Source organism: Myxococcota bacterium (assembly GCA_040387835.1).
GTDB lineage: Bacteria > Myxococcota > UBA727 > UBA727 > JABDBI01 > JAZKCZ01.
Map to the genome: position 1 here is coordinate 564,093 of JAZKCZ010000002.1, position 22,068 is coordinate 586,160.

The window sequence follows — 22,068 nt, forward strand, 5'->3', positions numbered from 1 at the left end:
AAAGCCCCTCTAAACAAGAGGAGCCCTATAAGATCCAGCTGTAAAACTAACTAGAAGCTAGCTGGAGCGGTAAACCGATTCAGCAGTCGAGTGCGCCCTACAAGTGTTTTCACAGATGCGGGAATAGCTATTTCCTTCAAGGCACTGGCATAATCATTAGCGCCTGTTGCACGGCGTTGCCCTTCAGTACGATGCTCTTTGGGGTCTCTCTCCTCACCACCACTTGCCGGCTTGGCATCATTAACCCGCCTGCCCAAAGGAGGACGTGTCCGACCTGAAGTACCAGCACCACCACGGTCATTTTCATCATCATCGTCTCTCCGTGGACGTGGATGATTAGGATTAGAAGATTCTTGGGCAGGTACATTTAAGACATTTCGACGTCGAGTTAAATGTAATCGGATATAATGGTTAGCAACATCACTGATCCGAGTATTAACATACCCCAAATAAACATGATTTGCAGCATTCGCTGGTCCGAAAACATTTTCGGTATTTCCTACGAAGATGCCACCTTGAATCGTTAGCACGTGTACCTGCGTCTGGTTAAGATGAGCCCAAAGAGTAAGTTCCAATTCTGAAGCATATAAATTTGGGCCATTTGCCATTGAATGAACCCAATTGTTATAGTTAACCCCATTACCCGTAAAAACTCGAGCCAGTGTTTGAGAAGATGGAGTTTGAAAGTCCATAATGTTCATAACTTGCCGCAGAAAATCGGCGCGAGATATGTTCAGAGAATGGTAGGCACAGTCACCATCGTCCGCGACCCAATTGGATACAACGTCGAATATCTCGCCCCCGATCTGAGCAGTACGGATGGCACTGATAGACTCCCTAGCGCTATCTATAACCTCATCCTCTACTTCCGTACGTTCTTGGCCGCGAGCGCGAGAACCACTAGGCTGATTTGATTGATCCAACACATAAGCACCTCTCGCAACGATTTGCATTGGCGTCATTCCAGGTACGGTGGAACCCTGTCTGCTTCCAACGACTGAGCCGGCTCTCGCCATGCAATGACTTTGGGCGCGTCCAATGCGTTGTTGCGCCCCGGCGCTTTCCTCAAACGTAAGGCGAATCAATTTCAAACCCTCAAGCAACCCCTGATTACCAGTAACCGCTGCGTAATGAGATATGGTACTCCATAATTGATAGGCTGTTTTCAGCGCGTCGATATTTTCAGTATCTTCAGTGTATTTTTTCTGAGAGCGAAGTTCCGCAAAAATTTCCCCCAGCCAATTGATCAAGTGTTCAGCGATTTCGGACGCGGAACCGTTACTAGGATCCAACTCCAAAGCCTGTTGAGTCCGAAACTCGCTATCAGCAATAGTATGAAGCACTTTTGCCAATACGCGCCGCCGAAGAACGTTTTTCGCAGCTTTTGATTTTGAGATAGACTTATGGGCATTTAAAAGCACATTCCATCTCTGATCGGGGGAGGTCTGAGAATCGAAACTCAAGAAAAACCCTGGAGCCATACTCTGCATCAAAGGTCTATTAGCAGTAGCCGCCATCGAAGATTCAACGAATCTAACAGACCGGGCTCTAGCAGCTAAGGACCTGGCTTCATGCTCACGAGTAAATCGACTGACGAACTCATCCGCGCGCGAAGGATTTCCTTGCGCTAACCTGCTCAACCGTTGACCCATCTGCAGGATATGAGGCATCTTAATTGGCTTTAGGGAAAACAAATAGTCTCTGTAAAGGGAATAGAGGGCTTCCAATTCATTTGCAGGACAGTTGCCGTTAGGATATAGATTCTTCAGCAAGCTATACCGCTGGTTAACTTCTTCTGCTGTAACAGCGAAGGAATTTAGAGACGCTATCAAAACCAAAAACGCAAAAACAATTTTATTCATATAATTTATTTATCTTAAATATTAAAAGAGGCCCGAACGGGCCACTTCGTTAGTAAGAGTTATAGCTCTTGGTTATCACCTGGGTTTGCATCCGCGTCATCATTGTCATCATCACTTGATAGAAGCGCTTCATCGCCATCAACAATGGGGGCAGGAGCTTCGTCAAACACATTGTCAGGATGACCAGCGGGAGCAGGGCCTTGCGCCGCAGATGCCTGTCGTCTGCTCAATCCACGAACTTGGTCAGTCAAATCCGCCATTTGTATTCTCACATCATGGATTGCCTCATGGACTGCCACCACGACACGACTGCCCAAGGAAGGCCTTGCTGGTGCTACGTCATCTTCGGCGAAAAAATTAGGTTGGGCAAAATCAGCACTGTCACGAAACGTAGCAAGAATTCTCTCCGCATTGCGAGCCGTCGCACGATTTTGCGGAGAAAAATCTACGTCCCTCATGACACCAGAATATGCTGCATCGGCTGCAAGCATGAACTCTTGGGCTTGAGTTAGGCCGTTGCCAGAACGAAGACCACTGCGAGCGATCATTTCTACATACTCTTCATAGGCATCAACCAAATGATCATAGAAAGGCTGAGCGACTTCCAAGCTGGTTGCAGCCTGTAAACTTGCCAAATTTGTCTGCATCGTTTGCAACAACTGAACTGCATTTTGACCTGAAAGTTTTCTTACACTCTTCTTCTTACCAGCGCGGGCCGCCTCATCGGTGAATCGAGGATTCACCGGCTTTTTAGGAGGCTGTCCACCACCGTTTCGGCTCAGTAACGAACCGATCCCCAAAGAAATCGTATTAAACAAAGACGGTGCTTTAAAACCAGCTAAGCTCGAAACCGAAAAAAGAACACACAATACAACTAAATTAAATTTGTTCATAAATACTCCCAACCCTTCCCAATTCAACCAATTAACGGACTGTTGCATCCAAAGCAGCCGCCTTAAGTCCACGCGAATAAAGCTGCTGCAGCACCACAGCAATTGCCAGCCCCCCGCCAGCAACAATATATGTCACCGAACCAATCGAGTTGCCAGGTTGCACATCTTCAGCAGGTGTCGCTTCAAGAGCATCCTGTGACGCCGTTGCTTCGTCAACAATATGCTCTCGCAAAGCATCAAGATTGAAAGCAAAAACCGGCGAACCAAAAGAAACCAAAAAAACTAATACAAAAATAATATTCAATAAAATACGCATTTAAAATCTCCACCAAAAACAGCTTAAGAATAACCTATTCAATCCATCGCAAGAGACCGGCTGATTTTGGAGAATTTCGAGCTATACGGGCGAACTCTGCATCCAAAATTACTAGTTTCCCCTGGGTAGAGTCGAACCGCTCGTCATTCGTCAACATCTCAGCCAACTGAGCGCCATTAGCTACATGGAATGCAACACTCGACTGAATTCCGGCTGGCAATGATTCGAGCCGGTAGCCCTCAGCGTCAAGAAGTTCCAATTGCTTGTTTAACTCTTTAATGGTCAAAATTTGTTCAGCAATAACAGGTGCATCAGAAGGCATCTCAACTTTGCCATCGTTTACAGGAAGACCCAATTGGCCTTCAGACTGAGCATCAGACTGCGCTGCGGCAATAGTTAGCAACTCTGGCGACTGTTTGCCGCCACATCCGACGCAAGCCAAAAAAGAGATTGCCAATAAAATAGAAAACTTATTCTTCTTCATATGTTGTTCCTTAAAACTATTTTGAGACCTGCTCTATATCAAGATTTAATCGGCTGTCAAACACTAATGCGCATAGTGTATAAATCAATCGTTAGCGATCAAATACCTAATTAGCCGTGCTACCCGATGAACCGAATCCTAGCGAGCCATATTGAGTGATTAGTATCGTGGGCGCCAATGTTGGACTTTGTAGGTGTGGCTGCGTGCCTGGCGCTATGACCACTTGCGTTGCGGGCTCCCCACCTTCGTGTGGGTCGACGGCCACCAAGGAACCGCCTGGTCCTCTCAGATCAGCCAGCCCGTCGGGCAACTCATCAGTCCGATTTTGAGCCAAAACCTGGTTTCCCAGGATTAAAGTCATAAATAGAAGCACTTTCATAGACTAATTATGGCCGTGAGCGTGAGGGTGGTGGTGGTCGTGACCATGCTCTTCGCTATGTTCTTCGTCGTTATGCTTACAGCCAGTATGGTCGCCGTGAGCGTGCTGATGAGCGATTTGGTCAATTGGCGCCATTTCTCCGCAAGCGGTCAGCATTAATAGGCTTGTGAGGCAAAATAATAGTTTCATATGTTGCCTTATTAGCTGGGTAAATCCTGAAGCACAAGAGCTATACGTTTAGGACCTTCTTCCAACTCATCCTGGGTTATACATAATGGGGGCGCTAACACCAGCATGCCGAAGCGGACGGTGCAATATACGCCGGCATCCCATAGCAGGGTTTGTAGTTTGGATGCTTTGGCAAGCCCTCGTCACCGGCTGCCGCTGTGCGATTTTGAGACATTGCCATCGAAGAAATAAGACTTAGTAGGAGAACAAGCTTAAACATGCTCATTTCATCATAAAAGCTTGGCTCTGGAAATAAACTGACATAGTTAAAATAGCAATTTATGATTTCATGCAAACTAAATGCATAAAATTTCTTTTAATTTATCACAATCGAAACTTAGACCCTGGCGGCTAAGTGTAGTTTATTGTTTATTTTATCAAGGGATTTCACAGATTTTGGTTAGGTTAGCAATATTGGGCATGGGCTTGCACAGCACAGGGAATACTTCGCAGACAACATCGTGCCCTTCCAGCATATTAGATTCTTCAACTAGACCGGCCGGGTGGTAGCTGGCCTCGTAGAATATATTTCTAACAGCGTCTGCCGACAATATAGTAGCTTCGAAGTCACCCTTGTTAAACGCTTCACGTGCTTTACCTATCGCAATGTGCATTCTCGCAAATGCTTCTTCCTTTGCCCTAGAAGATATACCCCCTTCTTTACTAGCCCTAATTTTTTCCACTATCTCCTCAAGCCGTGAGTAATAGTCATCCGCCACTACAAGTTTTCCGCGAGCCCAAATCTTAAGATATTCTTCATCATCTCCGATGGAGTGCAAGAATATTTCCGTAGCAGCATCTATCGCCTCTATGGCAGCTTTGAAATTACGTTTTTTAATTTCTTTACGTGCTTGGCATATCTCAATTTGCATTCTCGCAGGCACTTCTTTCTTTGCCTTAGAAACCATACCCCTTTCGCTGCTAGAGTTAACTTTTTCAGCCGTCCTTAAAGCGTCTCTGTAAAGCATCGACAAATCTAAAAGGCTGTAACCCAGCTTTCTTAAAGGCATCTGCGTGATCGCAGCCTGTCGATATTGCCTAAGTTGTTCTTCATCGGCATTAATGTCAGTTCGTTCGACCGCCTCAGTTGGCATGGTTGGCTCAGTTGGCACCCCAAAAGGTTCGCCGCTTGACTCCGATGTAGCCGGAAGTGAATCTGGAGTCACTGCGCCTTTACCGCAACCGATGCAGATTAAGATGCCGGACGTCAAAAGCATGGTGCGAATATTTTTGTTCATAATAGATTTTTCCAAAAGTTAGAGCATTAACTACACAACAAGGTTTTCATCTGTCAATAACTATGGGCAGTTATGGCATATCGAAAAATGAAAAGTTATTAAATGTTGACCGTTTCTGGTTCGGTTGATGATTCGCGGTCTTATTCGATATCCGCCAAATCTCTAAGCACAAGAGAGATGCGTTTTAGGCCCTCTTCCAACTCATGCTGGGTTATACATAATGGGGGCGCTAACACCAGCATGCCAAAACGGACGGTGCAGTATACGCCGGCATCCCATAGCAGGGTTTGTAGTTTGGACGCTTTGGCAAGCTCCGCGCCGGTTGCTCTGTAGCTGACGAAGTCTTTCAAATCGATGGCAGCTAACAGACCGATGGAGCGAACTTCTGCGATATTGGGATTCGCTTTTTGCATCTTTTCCAATAGTGATTTGAGCTCTAGGCCTCTTTGGTGGGCATTTTCCAATAAACCTTCGGATTCATAGGCTTCGATCGCTGCATTGGCGACCGCGCAGCAAAAGGGGTGGGCGTAGTGGGTTAGGCCGCACCAAAGCATTTCGTGTTCGAATTTATTGGCGATGGCATCGCTTACGATCACGCCCGCCAAAGGGGCGTAACCACCGGTTAAGCCTTTGCCGATAGTAATCATGTCTGGGACAACGCCAAAGTGGTCTACGGCAAACCATTTGCCAGTTCGGCCAAAGCCGCTCATAACTTCATCGGCGATGAGCAAAATGCCGAAGCGGTCACAGAGCTCTCGAATGCGTTTCCAATAATCGCGCGGGGGTATAAAAACACCGTTGGCGCCAGTAACACCCTCTAATAGTATACAGGCGATGGTTTCAGGGCCTTCGATTTCGATCATCTCTTCTAATAGGCGAACGGTGTCTATCACCTGCCCTGAGCCTCTGGGATAGGGATCAGGAAAACGGACCACACCTGTGACCGTGTTGTCAAAAGGAATGCGTCTATAGTCACCGCTGTATCCAATCGTGGCCAAAGTCGCGCCATGATAAGATCGATATCGAGTCATAACCTTGTGCCGGCCAGTGACCAGGCGGGCTATTTTGATGGCATTCTCATTGGCTTCAGCGCCGCCCATGGTGAGAAAGGTTTTATTTAAATCGCCTGGGGCAATGCGCGCTAGATTTTCACCCAAGCGGGCTTTCTGCTCGTCTAATAGTGCAGGATGTCCAACCTTAGGGTCAGCGCATGCAGCCATCATGGCTTTTTGAATGCCAGAATGGGCGTGACCTAAGTTGGCATTGAAAATGGCGCTGTTGAAATCCAGCACCGGCTGGCCATCTAGGCTCTTTAGATAGACGCCTTTTGCTCCGTCTAAGCTAATCGGCTTGGCGGTCGATTGAACGCTCCAGGGGTAAAATAGATGTTTTCGCTGACGGGAGATTAAGGCATCGGCAGGAGTCATGACGTAATTTCTAATCTTAAGCGCGCCAATTAACAAGCTGCTCTTTGGCTAATTTAAGCATCTTACTTTCTAACAGGCGGCAGCTTTCTCGAGAGATATGCAGGCTTGCGCCCAACTCTTCCAAGGTTTCGGGATCCTCGGCTAAGATACGCTTTTCCAAAATGACCTTCATATGAGGGTTGTTCAACTCTCTCACAATGCCGGCCAAAATATTTTTAATCGTTGATGCTTTTTCAAGCCGCAGCGCAACCTCTTCGGGATTCTCCAAATCCGAACTTAAGGTATCGCCAACGGAATAGCCCTCTTCCGCCGAAGCCATTTTGTCGATGCTAATGGTTCGCGCCCGAATGGTCTGCTTGTTGCCCGCGGCATCTTCTTTGGGCGGGCCCATGGCAGGTTTATCGTCTTTTTCATGCGTTTGAATGAATCGCTGGATCTTTGCCCGAATCCAAAATACGCCGTAAGTGGAGAATCGAATATTTCTGTCAGCCTGAAAAGTTTCAGTCGCGCGGATAAGCCCCAAGGTACCCTCTTGCAAGAGGTCTTCATATTTATAGCCTGGCCGCAGCATTTGACCCACAATCATATGCACCAAGCCCACATTAGCCATGACCAAAGCATTACGGGCATCCACATCACCCCATATTTGGATACGTCGGGCCAATTCATACTCGTCTTCAATGCCCAGGCGCTGAGAGCTGGCAGTTTTGGTGAAAAGCGGCTTGTCTGTTCGCAATGTTCCCGCGTCAATCAGGCTTAAAAGCAACGCCGCATCCGCGAGATCCTTTTCAGGCTGGATTTCCTCGTCTTGCGCCTGCGGTCCTGGCTTGCTTTTTCGTATCAACATGAAAACATCCCTTTAGTGTTTTCAGTATACAATAATTTAGAGAAATTTGGCATCTATATTCATGTGCCTTTTTGCAGAAGACGTTGTATTTACTGCGATTTTTATTTCGAAATAGGTAAAAATACACAGCAATTTCATGAAAACGTTTTATTGGAATGGGAAGCCAGAAAACATGAGGCGCCTGGTGAGCCGCAGACCATTTATTTTGGCGGTGGAACGCCAAGTTTGCTATCACCGGCGCAAATTGGGGCGCTAATTACCGCCCTGGGCCCCAAAGCGGGCGAAATTACCTTGGAAGCAAACCCAGAAGATCTATCGCCGCAATATCTGGCAGAAATTAGACGGGCCGGTGTTAACCGCCTAAGCCTAGGTGTTCAAAGCTTTGAAGACCCCATATTGAAATATCTGGGGCGCAAGCATCGGTCCGAGCAAGCGAAACAAGCGATTTTGGATGCGAAAGCAGCTGGTTTTGAGCGTATATCGGTGGATTTGATTGTAGGCGTGGCCAGTGAAAGCACACAAAGTGCCACCAGCTGGCTCGCAGAGCAAAAGATAGGCCACTTGAGCGTCTATTTACTCACGGTTGAAAACCTGACGCCCCTGGATCGCCTGATAAAAAAAGGTCGTTTGCAAGCACCCTGCGAAGATGCGCAGGTAGACGCGTATATAGAGATGCAAGCGCGGCTACCTACGCTCGGGTACGAGCAATACGAAGTTTCGAGTTACGCGATGCCGGGGCATGAAAGTCAACACAATCGCATCTACTGGTCTAAGGGCAGCTACCTAGGCTTAGGGCCAGGCGCGCATTCGATGCTCATGCATGCGGATGGAACCATCACTAGGCGGCATACGCATGCGCTTTTGCAAGACTGGCAAAAAAAAGCAGGCGAAGCATCTTTTAAAGAAGAGAGGCTGAGTCAAAACGAAGCGCTGCTGGAGGCACTCGCGTTCGGGATTCGAGATATGCAGGCGGGGATTTGGCCAGATGGTTTGTCCCAGAAGCATCAAACGAAGCTACCTCTGGGGTTTGAACCGCTGGTGATTAAATTAATCGACCAAGGTTGGTTGAAGCAAAGAGGACAGTGTGTTCACATGACCCAGTTGGGCGCTCGTTTTGCTGATGCCGTGGCACGGGAGATTTTAAGCCTGGATCCCGGGTCAAGCCCGGGATGACATATAGGTCTCGCTTTGTCACCCCCGCACCCCGCCGGGGTCCAGTTCCCATTCTGCTTCAGCAATTTGCCTATTTTTAACAAATCAGGCACAATATACACATGAAACGTACAAATCTTGTGCTTGACGAAAAATTGCTCCACGATGCCACGATTCTGTTTGGTTTAAAGACTTATTCAGACGTAGTAAATAAAGCCTTAGCTGAGGCAGTAAAAACCTTTAAAATCCGAAGTATTACCAGCCACTTTGGAACAGACGTATGGTCAGGAAAGCTCGAAGAAATGAGAGAAGACAAGGTTGTTCAACCATGATTTTGGTTGATACTTCGATTTGGATTCATTTATTTTCAAAAAATAATTCTTATCATATTTCCCAGGAACTCCTTTCACAGATTATGTTGTGCCCGCCCGTAGTCCAAGAAATTTTGCAAGGCATCAGAGAAGACCGCGCGCATATGTCTATTAGAGAAGCCCTGCTGGCGTTTCCTTTGATTGCAAATTCGATCAAACTCGAAGACTACCTATTTGCCTCTGAGATCTACCGACTAGGACGCGAAAAGGGTTACACAATACGCTCATCTACTGACTGTTTAATCGCCGCTTTAGCAATCGGAGCGAAAATCCCAGTCTGGCACCGAGATCGAGATTTTGATTTTATCTCGCGTTTTACTTCGCTAAAGATTTTTAATTTTTAAAGTAGATCTGGATCCCGGGTCAAGCCCGGGATGACACATAGGTGTCACTTTGTCTCATCCCAGCCTTGAGCTGGGCCATGCACAACGCCATTATTTCGCCGCCGGCAATATAATCGTAAAGCAAGCGCCAGCGTTTTTAACGTTGGCAACCATGATTTTACCTTCATGCGCCCGCACGACACCTTTGGCGATTGCTAGCCCAATACCGGCGCCTTGGCCTTTGGAGCCTGGATAGCGGTAGAATTTATCGAACACTCTGCCCAAGTATTCTGTTGGCACGCCCGGGCCTTGATCCAGCACAGCGATTTGCACGTCTGATTCAATCGTGCGGATATCAATGCGAATAAGTCCGCCCTCTGGGGTATATTGGCAAGCGTTGAGGAGAATATTCGTCACGGCTTGCTCACATAGCGCCACGTCTACATAGATGTGCGGCAAATCAGGCTCGATGGTCAACTTGATTTGATAATTCTCTAAAGTCCGCTTCAAATGCTCTCTGGCAAGCTGAATCAAACGCGCCGGATCACAAAGAACGCGTCTCAGTGGGAAAATCCCAACGGACAACCTGGAAATCGTCAGCAGATTATCGATCACAAGGCCCAGTTTTTCTGTGGCATTGAGCAAATGAAGGCCCATCTCAATGCGACGGTTTTCTAATATCGAGCTGTCTCTATCGGACATAATCGCTACTGCTTGCACAATCACCGACAGCGGGCTTCGAAGCTCGTCCGACATGAAGCTTAAAATCGATTTGTGCAGCTGGTTTACTTCTTGCAGCCGCTCGGTTTCCTGAGAACGCTCTCTAAACAGCTCTTTTTCTAAAGATAAGGCAAGCTGTTTGCAAACTGTCTGCAATAGATTTCGGTCCGCTTCTAATAATAAACCTGTCTCTTTGGGCTTAAAAATCAACACACCCAAAGTTTCCGTGTGCCCAGTCAAAGGCATATACAACGCCTTAGCGCCGGAGAGGGTGTCGGTCGACCAACCAGCAGGCTTTTGATTTTCTAAAACCCATTTGGCCACGCCTAATTCGGCATCCGGCAGAAGAGGCCTTAAAGAGTCATCTCTCCGTCTCAGGCAAACACCGCATTGGCCTTTTAAGAAAGTTCCCACTCGGGCTTCAACGGCTGCCAGCATTTCTTCTCGATTGGGAATCGACGAAATATCTCGAATCAGCTCGTAAAGCATGCTGGAGCGCTCTTCACGCTCGTTCAAAAGCTCTCTGCTTAATCTCAGCCGAGTGCTTAAACTTCCGCCCACAGCAGCCAATGCAAAATAGCTGATTGATGCGAATAGAAACTGACCGAACTGCAAATAGTAGGTCATCACACTGGCAATGCTGGCGGCTAAAATAAGCGGTCCGAGTGAGCTTGATAGGCACAAAAGGGCAATGGCCACCAAGTACATCAGCTCCGAATGAAAAAACGCTACCGGCAGCGTAAGCAGCAAAATGAACCAAAAATTACGGACATATTCTGAAACCGCTGCCCTTTTTTGAAACAGACCGCGCCAATAGGATTCTTTGTCCGATTTGACCAAACTTCCCAGAACCAAAATATTGATATCATCTTGCTCGTACACCAGTTCACGCAAAGTATTGCGCAGCCAATGACGTTTGGATTTGCCGACAACGATTTGACTAACATTGCGCTGGCGAGCTAAGCGAATCAGCGCATCCGCTACATGCGTGTCAGACACGGTAATGACTTCACCACCCAAGCTTCTGGCAAGTTCCAGGTTGGCTGCAAGCATCGTCTGACGCTGTTTGGAAACCAGGCGGCCAGTATCCACATGCACTGCAATCCAAGGGCCTTCTAAGTTAAACGCCAATCGCCGCGTGGAGCGAATTAAATCGCCAGCCTCTCTCCGGTAATCAACTGCAACCATCAGGCGCTCAACGGCCTGCCAAGGTGTTTTACCTTCCCGGGTGGCGGTAAAGGTTTGCAGGTCGGTGTCAACTTTTTCTGCTGCTAATCTCAGCGCGATTTCACGCAGGGCAGTCAGTTTTTCTTCTTGAAAAAAGTTTTTTGAGGCATGCTCGGCCTTGTCTCCCAGGTAGACCTTGCCTTCTTTGAGGCGCTTCAATAGGTCGGTAGGAGATAAATCGATTAAGCGAATTTGAAACGCTCTATCCAGCACGGAATCCGGAACCGTCTCACGAACGGTAATTTGCGCAATTTGCTCGACCGATTCTTTGCGGGATTCCAAATGCTGAACATTTAAAGTGGAGTAAACATCAATGCCAGCATCGAGCAGCTCAAAGACGTCTTGCCACCGCTTTTGATGCCTGCTGCCGGGGATGTTGGTGTGGGCTAACTCATCTACCAACACAATCTTAGGTTTGCGCAGTAAAATGGCATCCAAATCCATTTCTTCGAGCTCAATCCCGCGGTATTGGATTTTTTGGCGCGGGATGATTTCTAGGCCTTCTAACAGCTTCTGCGTTTCCACGCGGCCGTGGGTTTCCACCAGGCCTACGGCAACATTTTGACCTTCCGCTAAGGCATCTCTGGCGGCCATCAACATGGCAAAGGTTTTGCCAACACCAGGCGCCATGCCTAGGTAGAGGTGAAGCTTGCCCCCTTTTCGTCGGCGGCGTTGAGTATTAATCGCTGCCAGCAATGCGTCAGCATCTGGTCGTTCAGGCAGCGAGGTTTTGTCCATATTACGGGCTCACGGGAAATAAACGACGTTGCCTTCGTTCCTCATCCAATCGCTTGTGGGCAATATCGCAGTAAACAGGGTCTCGCTCAATGCCAACCCATTTTCTTTCCAATCGGTCGCAGGCCAGCAAAGTGGAGCCCGAACCTGCAAAACAATCCAAAACGGCATCGCCCGGATTCGTGCCAGCGAGCACGAGCCTTTCCATCAGGCGCAAAGGTTTTTGTGAAGGATGCTTGCCATGGACGCGCTCTCTTTGAGGCGTGAGCGGAATTTCCCAATAGTTGCGCATTTGCTTCCCGCCATTGAGCTCTTTCATGTGCTGATAATTATAAGTCCACTTTTTGGCTTTTTTGCTGGTGTTGTTGCAAAGCCATAAAATTTGCTCGGTGCTTTCAGTGAACATTCGGCAAGTAATATTGGGCTGCGCGTTTGGCTTAGCCCAAATAATGCTGTTTACAACACGCAAGTCCATGCGAGCTGCGATGGCGCCCATCGTATAAATATTATGATAGCTGCCGAAGACGAAAATGTTGCCATTGGGTTTGGTCACGCGGCAAATTTCAGCAAGCCAATTAGCGGTAAAAGTCTCGTATTCGCTGCTAGAGAAACGGTCCCAATCATCTTGCAAAGTGACATGGGACGAAAAAGCCCAAGAAAGGCCTTTTCGGTCTCTGGCGATATTATACGGCGGGTCGGTGATGCAAGCGTCAAAATGGGCGCTTGGCCAAGAACGCATGATATCGACGCTGTCACCCATATAAAGCTGGTCAGGCAGCGGGTAAATTAGGTTTTCAGCTTCGGGGGGAGAAAGCACAGAAAGAGGCCGCGCAATCGGCTCGTACTCTTTGCCCAAGTCTACAGGCTCAACTTCCCCTTTTGCCCACTGATTCATACTCAAAGGTGTTAGCATAGGTATTCACTCACTTGCATCTCAAATCCATTCATCAAATCTCTAATCGGCATTCTGCGCCGTCCTTCCAGCTGCGCCTCAGAAAAAGCCACCGCGCCATCTCTCACCGCAATCACTAATCTGTCGCCCAGCATTAAAATTTGCCCGGCTGCTCCCGCTGTCATCCCGGCCACCGAGCCGGGATCCAGACTTTCGCCCCCAAATAATCGTAATTTCTTGCCTTGGTAATGAGAATAACTCCCGGGCCAAGGATCCATCGCCCGACAATGATTCACTAATTTCGCAGCCGAAAGCGTCCAATCAATCAGCGCTTCGTCCTTACGCACCTTAGGCGCATGCGTAACCCCTGCCTCAGGCTGCGGGATTTTACCCAGCGTCCCATTTAAAATCCCAGGCAATGCCTGAATCAAAGCATCCGCGCCAAATGGCGCCAACCGTTCAAACAACTCGCCCGAAGTCTCTTGCACACCAATCGGCGTCTTCGCCGTTAGATAAACCTCGCCCGCATCCATCTCAGGCACTAAATTCATAATACAAACGCCAGTCTCCCCATCGCCAGCTTCAACCGCCCGTTGAATCGGTGCCGCACCGCGCCATCTAGGCAAAAGCGAGCCATGCACGTTCACGAAACCAAGACGCGAGGCATCCAAAAGTCGCTTCGGTAAAATCTTTCCATAAGCCACGACCACCGCCAAATCGACGTTCTGGCTTAAAAACCAGTCAATAAATTCGGGCGTCATTTTTTCAGGCTGCCAAACCGTCAAACCAAGCTGCTCAGCCAACGTTTTAATGGCCGGCGCGTGCAATTTTTGGCCTCTATCGGCCGCTTTATCTGGCTGGCAAACAACGCCGAGCAAGCGGTCGCCTTTTTTTTGGCAAAACTCATACAGCGCCTGCAAACTCGGTACTGCGAAATCAGGCGTACCAAAAAAAATTAAATTAGACATGGAATACGGCCTTTTACACAAAGGTGTCACATATAACAAGTTGTTAGCTTCAAAGAGTTCTTCACCTGCCAGAACAAATGTGCCATGAGCCCTCCCATGCGCTGGTTTTTAACACTCGCTCTGGTCAGTCAAAGCATCTTGGCCATTCCCTATTACAATGAGACGCAGCGAGCGGTGATTCAAGCTTATGTAAGATCCCTCAGCCGCCAGGTGGTACATGTCCCAGGGGTTCAAGTCGTTAACTCGGATGGCGATAGCGATACTAGCTCCGACCATGAGGACAGCTTCACCAACCGAACCCAGCAATTATTTTACATGCTTACACATCCACATAGACCACATACCTCGGGAAGTTACCGCTAATGGTGACTTATGCAATTGGCGATATTCAGGGATGCTATAAAACCTTTAGCCGTTTATTAAAGCGCATTAACTTCGATGCCTCGAGCGACAAGCTATGGCTCGCTGGCGATTTAATTAATCGTGGTCCTAAATCGCTCGATATTTTACGATTTGTAAAAGACTTAGGCGACAGCGCCGTGCCGGTTTTGGGTAACCACGAGATTTACTTGATGGCGCTTCACTATGGCGTAATGGCTAGCGAAAAGCCGCACACCATGCATGAGATTTTGAACGCGCCGGATGCTCACGAGTTGGTCGAATGGGTCCGAACATGGCCATTGATGCGCGTTCAGGGACTACATGTTTTAGTGCATGCAGGGCTGATTCCTTGTTGGTCGGTGCAACAAGCCCGGCGAGAAGCCTCAGCCATTGAAAGCATTCTGCAGAGCGAGCATCTGCCTGAGTTTCTTGCCTATGCTTATGCGCATCAAGATTCGAGTTGGCATGAGGGCTTGCAAGATTTTGAAAGGCAAGCGCTGGCTTTGCATGCCTTTGTGCATATGCGCCTGTGCATAGACAAACAGCGGCTATTATTTGGCTTCAGCGGGGAGCCCAAAGACGCGCCGGCGGGTTCATTGCCATGGTTTATGATTCCTGGGCGCGAAAGCATCGATCATCAAATTCTTTTTGGACACTGGTCCGCTCTGGGTTTAAGAGCATTTGCCAACTGCGTGGCCCTTGACTCTGGCTGCGTTTGGGGGCAGTCCTTGAGTGCCTATCGCTTAGAAGACGGAGCTATTTTTGTTGAAGCATCAGCTGAAAGTTAACGGTTTCAAAGTTTCATACTACTATGAAGGACGCGACAAAGATCCGTCCGAAATGAGGCTATTTCTGCACGGCTGGGGGCTTTCAGGCAAATCATTCAAACATCTGATTCACGGATTAGCCCAAGATTATCCGGTGATTGCCATCGACCTGCCTGGGTTTGGTGATTCTCATGGCTCTCATTTTTGGGGGTTCGAAGCTTATGCGCAGTTTGTCGTTGATTTTATGGACGCCTTGAAGATTCCTTCAGCGCATATGATGGGCCAATCCATGGGCGGTGGCATCTCTTTGGCCACTGCAGCTCTTTTTCCTGAGCGAATTAAAAGTGTTGTGGTCATGAACAGCGCGGGCATACCCATGCGCAATGGGCAGCCATCGATCAGAGACCGTGTGCATGAACTTTGGGCACAAGGCTTTGATCGGCGCATCCTGATTGCCTTTGCCATGAACTCGGCAAAAAATTTGAAAGGCTTGATTCGTTCGGTGAAAGTGCCGGTTAGGCATGATTTGCGGAGGCTGTTGCCTTTAATCAAAGTACCCGTGCTGCTTGCATGGGGCGATTGCGATAAGATGTTGCCGTTTGTTTATGCAGAAGAAATGGCGGCACTGATTCCAGGTGCTAAAATCGCACCTGTTAGTGGTGGCTTCCACGAATGGGGCTTGGTTCAGCCGGAAATCTTCGTATCGCTAGCAAAACAATTCGCAGATTCCTTGTCATCCCGGCCATGATTGTCGCATGGCTTCGTAAACAGCTACTGCAGCACATTGCGCTACGTTAAGCGATCTCACCGGCCCTGGCTGCGGCAAGGTTAAAATCCGCTCAGGATAAGCTTCCCGAACTTCCAACAAAACGCTATCGGTTTCGGGCCCCAGCACCATCACATCGCCTGCACGTATATCTGCTTCCCAAGGTGTCTTACTACCACCGACTTCAACCAACCAAGGCTCCTTGCCCAAGAGCTTCAAACATCTTGGCAAATCCCCGTGAAAGTGCACCCTGGCGCCTTCGAAGTAATCTAGCCCCGCACGCCATTTGGTTTTATCATTTTGTTCAAACACCAGCGGCCCGCAAACATGCAAAGCCACTTCTGTGCCAGCACAAAGGCGAACAATCGAGGCAATGTTAGCAATAATGCGGGGTCTATCGAGTACCAAGTGTAACCAAGGATTGCTTAGAAGTTCCATAACGTTGGGCTTCTCTTAGAGCAGATTGAGCTTCCAGGGAACGGCCTGATATGATTTCTACTTTGGCAATCTCTTGCCACAAAGCGCCAGAAGTCTGGTTAACGAAGGTCCCTTCGGTTAACACTCTCAGCGCTTCAAAACGATCGTTCATCAATAAGAATAGATTTGCCAACGAGACATAAGCTTCAATGTCATGTGGGTCTTTTTCCAAACGTGCATAATATACAGCGATTTGGTGTACGACATAGAGCTGGGTGTTTTTCTTAAACTCTTCCGAAATCTGCTCATCTTTAGGATACAGCTCCATGCCGGCATCCAAGACTTCCAGGGCAGCTAGATATTTAGATGATTTGGAAAGTTTTCGACTGTGCTCAAGAATCTGAGCTTGTGTGTCTACATCCCCCCTGGATGCGTCCACCAAGCCCAACAAACTAACAGATAAAACTGTATATAGCAGTATTCTCTTTAGCACTCATAACAGTGTATCAGTTTACTTGGCTTTGAGCAAAAAACCAGCTGATCTCGGTTGCAGCGGTCTCTGGAGCGTCTGAGCCATGCACGGTGTTTTCACCGATCGACAGGGCGTGAAGCTTACGAATGGTGTTATCAGCAGCTTGCGCAGGATTGGTGGCACCCATGATTTCGCGGTTTTTCAAAATCGCGTTTTCGCCTTCCAAAACCATCAACAATACTGGGCCAGAGGTCATGGATTCAACCAATTCACCATAAAAAGGGCGTTCTTTGTGTACAGCGTAAAAGCCTTGTGCTTCTTGAAGGCTCAATTGCTTCATTTGAGCGGCGGCAACGCGCAAGCCTTCTTCTTCAAACCGACCGATGATTTTACCGATCAAGTTACGTCTCACGCCATCTGGCTTAATAATCGAAAAGGTTCTTTGTTTCATTTTTTTATTTCTCCTAAAGCAGCTCGTAATCGAGTTCTACAGCGTTCCCGGCCCAGCACCGCCATGGTCTCAAATAAAGGCGGCGTCGCTTTTTTGCCTGTGGTCATCAAGCGTGTGGCCATAAATAATTCTTTGGATTTGATGCCTTGTTCTTCGCAGAAAGCACGAAACGCCGTTTCGATGGTTTTGGCATCGAAAGGCCTTAAGTTCTCGAGCTTTTCAATCAATAGTTCATAGGTTTCTATAAGCTTTTTCTTGTCTTCAATGCTTGGCAACAAATAATTCGCTGGATCCACCAGCACACTGCCTGCGAAGAAGAAGTCGGCGTAAGAAATAAAGTCTTCAGACTTCTCTACACGTTCTTTCACCAAAGGCACGATTTTGCTCAAGTATTCAGCAGAGAACAGTTGATTTTGCAAATATTCAACCATGTCCGCATCATTACGTTTTTCCCGCAGATAACGACCGTTCAGCCATAAGAGCTTTTTCAAATCAAAAACTGGTCCACCAAGCGACACGCGTTCCAGTTTAAAATTATCGACAAAATCAGCGAGCGAAAAAATCTCGCGCGCATCCTCAAACGAAAAAGCCATCATGCCCAAGAAGTTGAGCAGTGCGTCCGGCAAGTAACCTGCTTCTTGGAAATAACTCAACGAAACCGGATTCTTACGTTTAGAAACCTTGCTTTTATCCGCATTGCGAAGCAGCGGCAAATGGGCAAATTTAGGCGCTTCCCAACCAAAAAAGCGGTAAAGCAACACGTGCTTAGGCGTAGAGCTAATCCACTCTTCACCGCGAATCACATGGGTAATCTTCATCAAATGGTCATCAACCACATTGGCCAAGTGGTAAGTAGGAAAGCCATCGCTTTTAAACAATACTTGATCATCAACCTCTGAGTTGTTGATTTTAATATCACCACGCAGCAAATCGCCCACGATGGTTTCACCTTCTTTGGGTGTCTTCAGACGTACGACGCCTGAAGTATGATGTAGTTCACGGCAATGGCCGTCATAGCCAGTCGGCTGTTTCAGCGCCAGCTGGCGCTTTCGCACTTCCGCCAAACGCTCAGGCGTACAGCTACACCAATAGGCATGACCGCTGGCAAGCAACATGTCCACATGCTCTTTATAAATCTCGAGGCGCTCACTCTGGCGATAGGGTCCACATGGCCCGCCAATATCAGGACCTTCATCCCACTGAATGCCAAGCCATTTGAGCGATGACAAAATGGCCTGCTCGCTTTCCAGCGTCGAGCGTTTTTGGTCAGTATCTTCAATGCGCAGGATAAACTTGCCGCCATGCTGTTTAGCAAAAGCATAGTTAAAAAGGGCAATATATCCCGTGCCCACATGAGGGTCACCAGTGGGCGAAGGTCCTATACGGACCCGTATTTCCTGAGGATTTGGCTTGGACATCGAGTGAGGGCTTAAGTTTTTTTAGGTTAAAAATCAAGGTCATTGTTTTGAATTGCTAATCAGCCAGAATAAGCTTTACCTTAGGGTTCATATGCTCGGTTTATTGCTTTTATTTTCTCTACAATTTACCTGCTTACAAGATACCGACTGCGTGCTCAGGTCGGCCAACTGTTGCGGCTGCACCAAAGGCGGACGAGTCGCGGCCGTCCATAAAAGCACGCCCAAGCCTAATTGCGAAAATCGCCTATGCATTCAGTCCGTCAGCACCCATTCTACCTGCAAAGCCAAAAAGGCAGTTTGTAAGAAAGGCGGTTGTGCGCTTGAGTACTAAAGGCTATTTATACAAGCCTTAAATGGGCCAAATACAAATATTAAACGAAATTATTGCCAATCAAATTGCAGCGGGCGAAGTGGTCGAGCGGCCAGCGTCCATCGTGAAAGAATTAATCGAAAACGCTTTAGACGCAGGTGCAACCCAAATTGATCTGCACATCATCGAAGGTGGCATCGCCAAGCTGGTTATCACCGACAACGGCTGCGGCATGGCGCCAGATGATGCCGTTTTGTGCTTTTCCAGATACGCCACCAGCAAACTTCGATCCATGAGCGATTTCGCCACCCTGAATTCATTCGGCTTCAGAGGCGAAGCCCTAGCCTCCATCGCATCCGTCAGCCGCATGAGTCTCACCACCAGACAAGCGGATACAGTGCTCGCGACTAAAGTGGTCGTTGAAGGCGGTCGTATCTTAGAAGTAACCGAAGCCGGCGCACCTGTAGGCACACGCATTGAAGTCGAATCGCTCTTTTACAACACCCCGGCGCGCTTGAAATTTTTGAAAAGCCCACGTTCAGAAGCCAGCGCCATCGAAACCATTATGCGCCAAGCTGCGCTTTCCAAGCCGGCAGTGGGCTTTAGACTGCAAATCGACGCCACCACTAAGCTGGATGTTCGGCAAGCGCCAAGCGAAGCTCGCCAATTCGAGCGCGCAATCTACTGCTTAGGCGAAGATACACGTGGATATTTATACCCCATCGATTTAAAAACCGACTTTCTAAGACTATCTGGCTATGTGGCCGCCCCATTGGCAACACGCAAAGATAGCCTAGGGCTATACGTCTATGTGAATGGCCGTTTTGTGAAAGACAAACAGCTGGTTCAAGCCATTCGTGTTGCGTATAGAACCATCTTGGAAATCGGCCGCCACCCCATTGGTGCAATCAACATTGAAGTCGACCCTGAGGTGGTAGACGTCAACGTGCACCCGCAAAAGCTGGAAGTGAGATTCTCAGAACCATCGAGAGTACAAAGCCACCTAATCCGCCTTCTAAGCGATTTTCTATCAACCACACCTTGGTTAAATTCCTACCGGGACCTCACCCCCAGCCCCTCTCCAGAATCTGGAGAGGGGAGAAGCTGGGCTTTAAGTCCCTCTCCACTTGGTGGAGAGGGATTTAGGGTGAGGCTACCCTCTCCCGATTTTGGCGAGCCAAAATCTCCCTCTCCCACAAGTGGGAGAGGGTATTACGTTCAGCATGGGCTGGGTGGCGCGGAGCGCTACACAGACCTTCGAGTGGTGGGGCAGATTGATTCTACCTATCTTCTTCTAGAAGGCGCGCGTTCTATGATCGTTTTGGATCAGCATGCAGCGCATGAACGGGTCGTATTCGAACGCGTCTGCGCACAAACCAAACAAAACGGTGTTTCCTCTCAAGCTTTACTATTTCCTGTCTCCATCACGCTTTCTCCCGGGGATATGCAGACGCTGATCGAAAAGAAAGATGTCTTTTTGCCCTACGGCTTCGAAATCGAGCCCTTTGGCGATCACCAAGCGATCGTCAAAACCACTCCCGCAGGCCTTAAGTCGGAGTATGCCGAGACGATCATTAAGGACACCCTGTCCGATTTACGAAACGCCGACCGCCCAGATGCGTTGCAAGAGTTCTCCGATCACATCTGCGCACAAATCGCTTGTCACACTTCCATCAGAGCCGGACAGCGCCTAGATAATTCAGAAATCCTAGCCCTATTAGAACAACTTGACGTTATCGACTACGCCGCGCACTGCCCACACGGACGCCCGGTAGTACGAGCGATACCTTTCACCGAGATCGCTCAATGGTTTCACAGGACTTAACCCCAATTGTAATCGCCGGCCCCACCGGCTCTGGCAAAAGTGCCCTGGCGATGAAAATGGCCAAAGAGCTGGGCGGCGAAATTGTCTGCGCCGACAGCCGGCAAATTTACGAGCGCATGAGCATCGGCACTGCCGCTCCGAGCCAAGAAGAATATATCTTGGTCAAACACCACGGCTTCGAGCACCTAGACCCTAAAGAAGTCTATAGCGCAGGCCGATTTGTGACCGATACAGACGCCTTTGTGCAAGAAATCCAATCCCGCGGCAAAGTGCCCCTGATTGTCGGAGGCACAGGCTTATATCTACGAGCCTGGCGCTTCGGCCTAGCTGACGTGCTGCCCTCCGACCCTCAGGTGCGAGCAAGACTGGAACAACAAGATTTAAGCGATTTGTATCTAAAACTCCAGGAAGTGGACCCCGCAAGCGCAGCTAAAATCAAAGCCACAGACCCCGTACGCATCCTGCGCGCCCTGGAAATCCTTGAAATCAGCGGCCAGCCCGCCAGCCAACTCAGACACACCGACTGGGCTCGCGAGCCGCGCGTCAATGCCCGCTGGCTTTTGCTTAAGCCATCGAAAGAAGAACTGGATCAAAGGCTCAAACAACGCGTCGATCAAATGTTCGAAGCCGGCTTAGTCGCAGAAGCTGTCGCTTTAAGAGACTACCTAGGCCCTGCAGCATCCCCAAAAGGTCTGTTGGGCACCCCTGGTTATGCAGAGAGCTTGGCACTCGTGGATGGACTACTAACCGAACAGGAAATGTTCGAAAGGACGTTCATCCGCCATAGACAATACGCCAAGCAGCAGGTTACCTGGTTTCAGAAGGAGAGTTGGTGGGCGCTTTAACCAAGGCATAAATCGCGGGAAGCTGTTTGTGATGCCAAACGAAAACTTCCTCCAAATCAGGGTTAGCTTCTATTTCAGCCAACATGTAATTGATGAATCCGGGTTGGTTTATCAAATTTTCAATAGCAAATATACCTGTGACGTTATTTTGCACAAACCATTGGTTTGGGTGGGGAAAAATAACCAAAGGGGGCAGGACGACATGTTTCTTCATGGCATTAGAACTATTTATCGACGTCAAACAACAAATGAACGACAGCATGTAAATTCGCGACATGCCTTTGTACTTGCACCTTTATAGACATTCGTAAAGTTAGCGCTGAAAGCGCGCATCTTGACCAGGTAACATTAATT

25 protein-coding genes are annotated in these 22,068 nt (G+C 48.4%); 8 read left to right on the top strand and 17 right to left on the bottom strand.

Going from position 1 to position 22,068, the window contains the following annotated elements; translation table 11 throughout:
• Nucleotides 1-50: 50 nt before the first annotated feature.
• The 9 genes from V4534_05415 to V4534_05455 all read right to left on the bottom strand — a co-directional run bounded on the left by V4534_05415 (nt 51) and on the right by V4534_05455 (nt 7,674).
• Nucleotides 51-1,862, bottom strand: coding sequence for an OTU domain-containing protein (locus tag V4534_05415; protein ID MES2504299.1), 1,812 nt, complete (start codon nt 1,860-1,862; stop codon nt 51-53).
• Between the two features lie 59 nt (nt 1,863-1,921).
• Nucleotides 1,922-2,755 (bottom strand): hypothetical protein, encoded by an 834-nt coding sequence (locus V4534_05420; GenBank protein MES2504300.1) that lies wholly within the window; start codon nt 2,753-2,755, stop codon nt 1,922-1,924.
• Between the two features lie 31 nt (nt 2,756-2,786).
• Nucleotides 2,787-3,071, bottom strand: a complete 285-nt coding sequence (locus V4534_05425) for a hypothetical protein (protein ID MES2504301.1) — start codon at nt 3,069-3,071, stop codon at nt 2,787-2,789.
• A gap of 34 nt (nt 3,072-3,105) precedes the next feature.
• Nucleotides 3,106-3,555, bottom strand: coding sequence for a hypothetical protein (locus tag V4534_05430; protein MES2504302.1), 450 nt, complete (start codon nt 3,553-3,555; stop codon nt 3,106-3,108).
• A 106-nt stretch (nt 3,556-3,661) separates the two neighbouring features.
• Nucleotides 3,662-3,934, bottom strand: coding sequence for a hypothetical protein (locus V4534_05435; GenBank protein ID MES2504303.1), 273 nt, complete (start codon nt 3,932-3,934; stop codon nt 3,662-3,664).
• Nucleotides 3,935-3,937: 3 nt separating this feature from the next.
• Complete coding sequence (locus V4534_05440) at nt 3,938-4,123, bottom strand: hypothetical protein (GenBank protein MES2504304.1); 186 nt, start codon at nt 4,121-4,123, stop codon at nt 3,938-3,940.
• A 416-nt stretch (nt 4,124-4,539) separates the two neighbouring features.
• Complete coding sequence (locus tag V4534_05445) at nt 4,540-5,415, bottom strand: hypothetical protein (protein MES2504305.1); 876 nt, start codon at nt 5,413-5,415, stop codon at nt 4,540-4,542.
• 125 nt (nt 5,416-5,540) lie between these two features.
• Complete coding sequence (locus tag V4534_05450; GenBank protein MES2504306.1) at nt 5,541-6,827, bottom strand: aminotransferase class III-fold pyridoxal phosphate-dependent enzyme; 1,287 nt, start codon at nt 6,825-6,827, stop codon at nt 5,541-5,543.
• Between the two features lie 16 nt (nt 6,828-6,843).
• Nucleotides 6,844-7,674: a sigma-70 family RNA polymerase sigma factor gene (locus tag V4534_05455; protein MES2504307.1), complete on the bottom strand. Its 831-nt coding sequence runs from the start codon at nt 7,672-7,674 to the stop codon at nt 6,844-6,846.
• 15 nt (nt 7,675-7,689) lie between these two features.
• Here V4534_05455 and hemW point away from each other — a divergent pair, with 15 nt between their 5' ends.
• The 3 genes from hemW to V4534_05470 all read left to right on the top strand — a co-directional run bounded on the left by hemW (nt 7,690) and on the right by V4534_05470 (nt 9,541).
• Complete coding sequence (gene hemW / locus V4534_05460) at nt 7,690-8,847, top strand: radical SAM family heme chaperone HemW (GenBank protein ID MES2504308.1); 1,158 nt, start codon at nt 7,690-7,692, stop codon at nt 8,845-8,847.
• Nucleotides 8,848-8,948: 101 nt separating this feature from the next.
• Nucleotides 8,949-9,158 carry a type II toxin-antitoxin system VapB family antitoxin gene (locus V4534_05465; GenBank protein MES2504309.1) on the top strand — a complete coding sequence of 70 codons (210 nt, stop codon included), beginning with the start codon at nt 8,949-8,951 and terminating at the stop codon, nt 9,156-9,158.
• A complete protein-coding gene (locus tag V4534_05470) occupies nt 9,155-9,541 on the top strand; it encodes a PIN domain-containing protein (GenBank protein MES2504310.1) in 387 nt (128 codons plus the stop codon). Before V4534_05465 ends, V4534_05470 begins: the two co-directional genes overlap by 4 nt.
• A 90-nt stretch (nt 9,542-9,631) precedes the next feature.
• Here the strand turns inward: V4534_05470 and V4534_05475 are convergent, their stop codons facing one another.
• The 3 genes from V4534_05475 to fmt are packed head-to-tail and all read right to left on the bottom strand — an operon-like array spanning nt 9,632 to nt 14,062.
• Nucleotides 9,632-12,205 carry an ATP-binding protein gene (locus V4534_05475; protein ID MES2504311.1) on the bottom strand — a complete coding sequence of 858 codons (2,574 nt, stop codon included), beginning with the start codon at nt 12,203-12,205 and terminating at the stop codon, nt 9,632-9,634.
• A 1-nt stretch (nt 12,206) separates the two neighbouring features.
• Entirely contained in the window at nt 12,207-13,097 is an 891-nt protein-coding gene (locus tag V4534_05480; protein MES2504312.1) for a site-specific DNA-methyltransferase, read from the bottom strand.
• 11 nt (nt 13,098-13,108) lie between these two features.
• Complete coding sequence (gene fmt / locus V4534_05485) at nt 13,109-14,062, bottom strand: methionyl-tRNA formyltransferase (protein ID MES2504313.1); 954 nt, start codon at nt 14,060-14,062, stop codon at nt 13,109-13,111.
• 96 nt (nt 14,063-14,158) lie between these two features.
• Here fmt and V4534_05490 point away from each other — a divergent pair, with 96 nt between their 5' ends.
• The 3 genes from V4534_05490 to V4534_05500 are packed head-to-tail and all read left to right on the top strand — an operon-like array spanning nt 14,159 to nt 15,958.
• A complete protein-coding gene (locus tag V4534_05490) occupies nt 14,159-14,425 on the top strand; it encodes a hypothetical protein (GenBank protein ID MES2504314.1) in 267 nt (88 codons plus the stop codon).
• Nucleotides 14,425-15,231 (top strand): symmetrical bis(5'-nucleosyl)-tetraphosphatase, encoded by an 807-nt coding sequence (locus V4534_05495; GenBank protein MES2504315.1) that lies wholly within the window; start codon nt 14,425-14,427, stop codon nt 15,229-15,231. The genes V4534_05490 and V4534_05495 overlap by 1 nt, the downstream gene beginning before the upstream one ends.
• Nucleotides 15,206-15,958 (top strand): alpha/beta hydrolase, encoded by a 753-nt coding sequence (locus V4534_05500; protein MES2504316.1) that lies wholly within the window; start codon nt 15,206-15,208, stop codon nt 15,956-15,958. Before V4534_05495 ends, V4534_05500 begins: the two co-directional genes overlap by 26 nt.
• Here V4534_05500 and V4534_05505 read toward each other — a convergent pair.
• From V4534_05505 to gltX, 4 genes are read right to left on the bottom strand one after another with little or no spacing between them, the layout of a single operon-like run.
• Entirely contained in the window at nt 15,944-16,414 is a 471-nt protein-coding gene (locus V4534_05505) for a TrmH family RNA methyltransferase (protein ID MES2504317.1), read from the bottom strand. The genes V4534_05500 and V4534_05505 overlap by 15 nt on opposite strands.
• On the bottom strand, nt 16,371-16,886 hold the full coding sequence (locus V4534_05510; GenBank protein MES2504318.1) for a hypothetical protein: 516 nt from the start codon (nt 16,884-16,886) through the stop codon (nt 16,371-16,373). Before V4534_05510 ends, V4534_05505 begins: the two co-directional genes overlap by 44 nt.
• 13 nt (nt 16,887-16,899) lie before the next feature.
• Nucleotides 16,900-17,316, bottom strand: coding sequence for a nucleoside-diphosphate kinase (gene ndk, locus V4534_05515; protein MES2504319.1), 417 nt, complete (start codon nt 17,314-17,316; stop codon nt 16,900-16,902).
• The gene (gene gltX / locus V4534_05520) at nt 17,313-18,734 is read right to left on the bottom strand and encodes a glutamate--tRNA ligase (GenBank protein ID MES2504320.1); all 1,422 of its coding nucleotides are present in this window, start codon (nt 18,732-18,734) and stop codon (nt 17,313-17,315) included. The genes ndk and gltX overlap by 4 nt, the downstream gene beginning before the upstream one ends.
• 353 nt (nt 18,735-19,087) lie before the next feature.
• Here gltX and mutL point away from each other — a divergent pair, with 353 nt between their 5' ends.
• Complete coding sequence (gene mutL, locus V4534_05525; GenBank protein MES2504321.1) at nt 19,088-20,869, top strand: DNA mismatch repair endonuclease MutL; 1,782 nt, start codon at nt 19,088-19,090, stop codon at nt 20,867-20,869.
• On the top strand, nt 20,851-21,714 hold the full coding sequence (gene miaA / locus V4534_05530; GenBank protein ID MES2504322.1) for a tRNA (adenosine(37)-N6)-dimethylallyltransferase MiaA: 864 nt from the start codon (nt 20,851-20,853) through the stop codon (nt 21,712-21,714). Before mutL ends, miaA begins: the two co-directional genes overlap by 19 nt.
• On the opposite strand, the gene V4534_05535 is transcribed toward miaA, so the two are convergent.
• Complete coding sequence (locus V4534_05535; protein MES2504323.1) at nt 21,677-21,928, bottom strand: hypothetical protein; 252 nt, start codon at nt 21,926-21,928, stop codon at nt 21,677-21,679. The two genes, miaA and V4534_05535, sit on opposite strands and share 38 nt — an antisense overlap.
• Between the last annotated feature and the right edge of the window lie 140 nt (nt 21,929-22,068).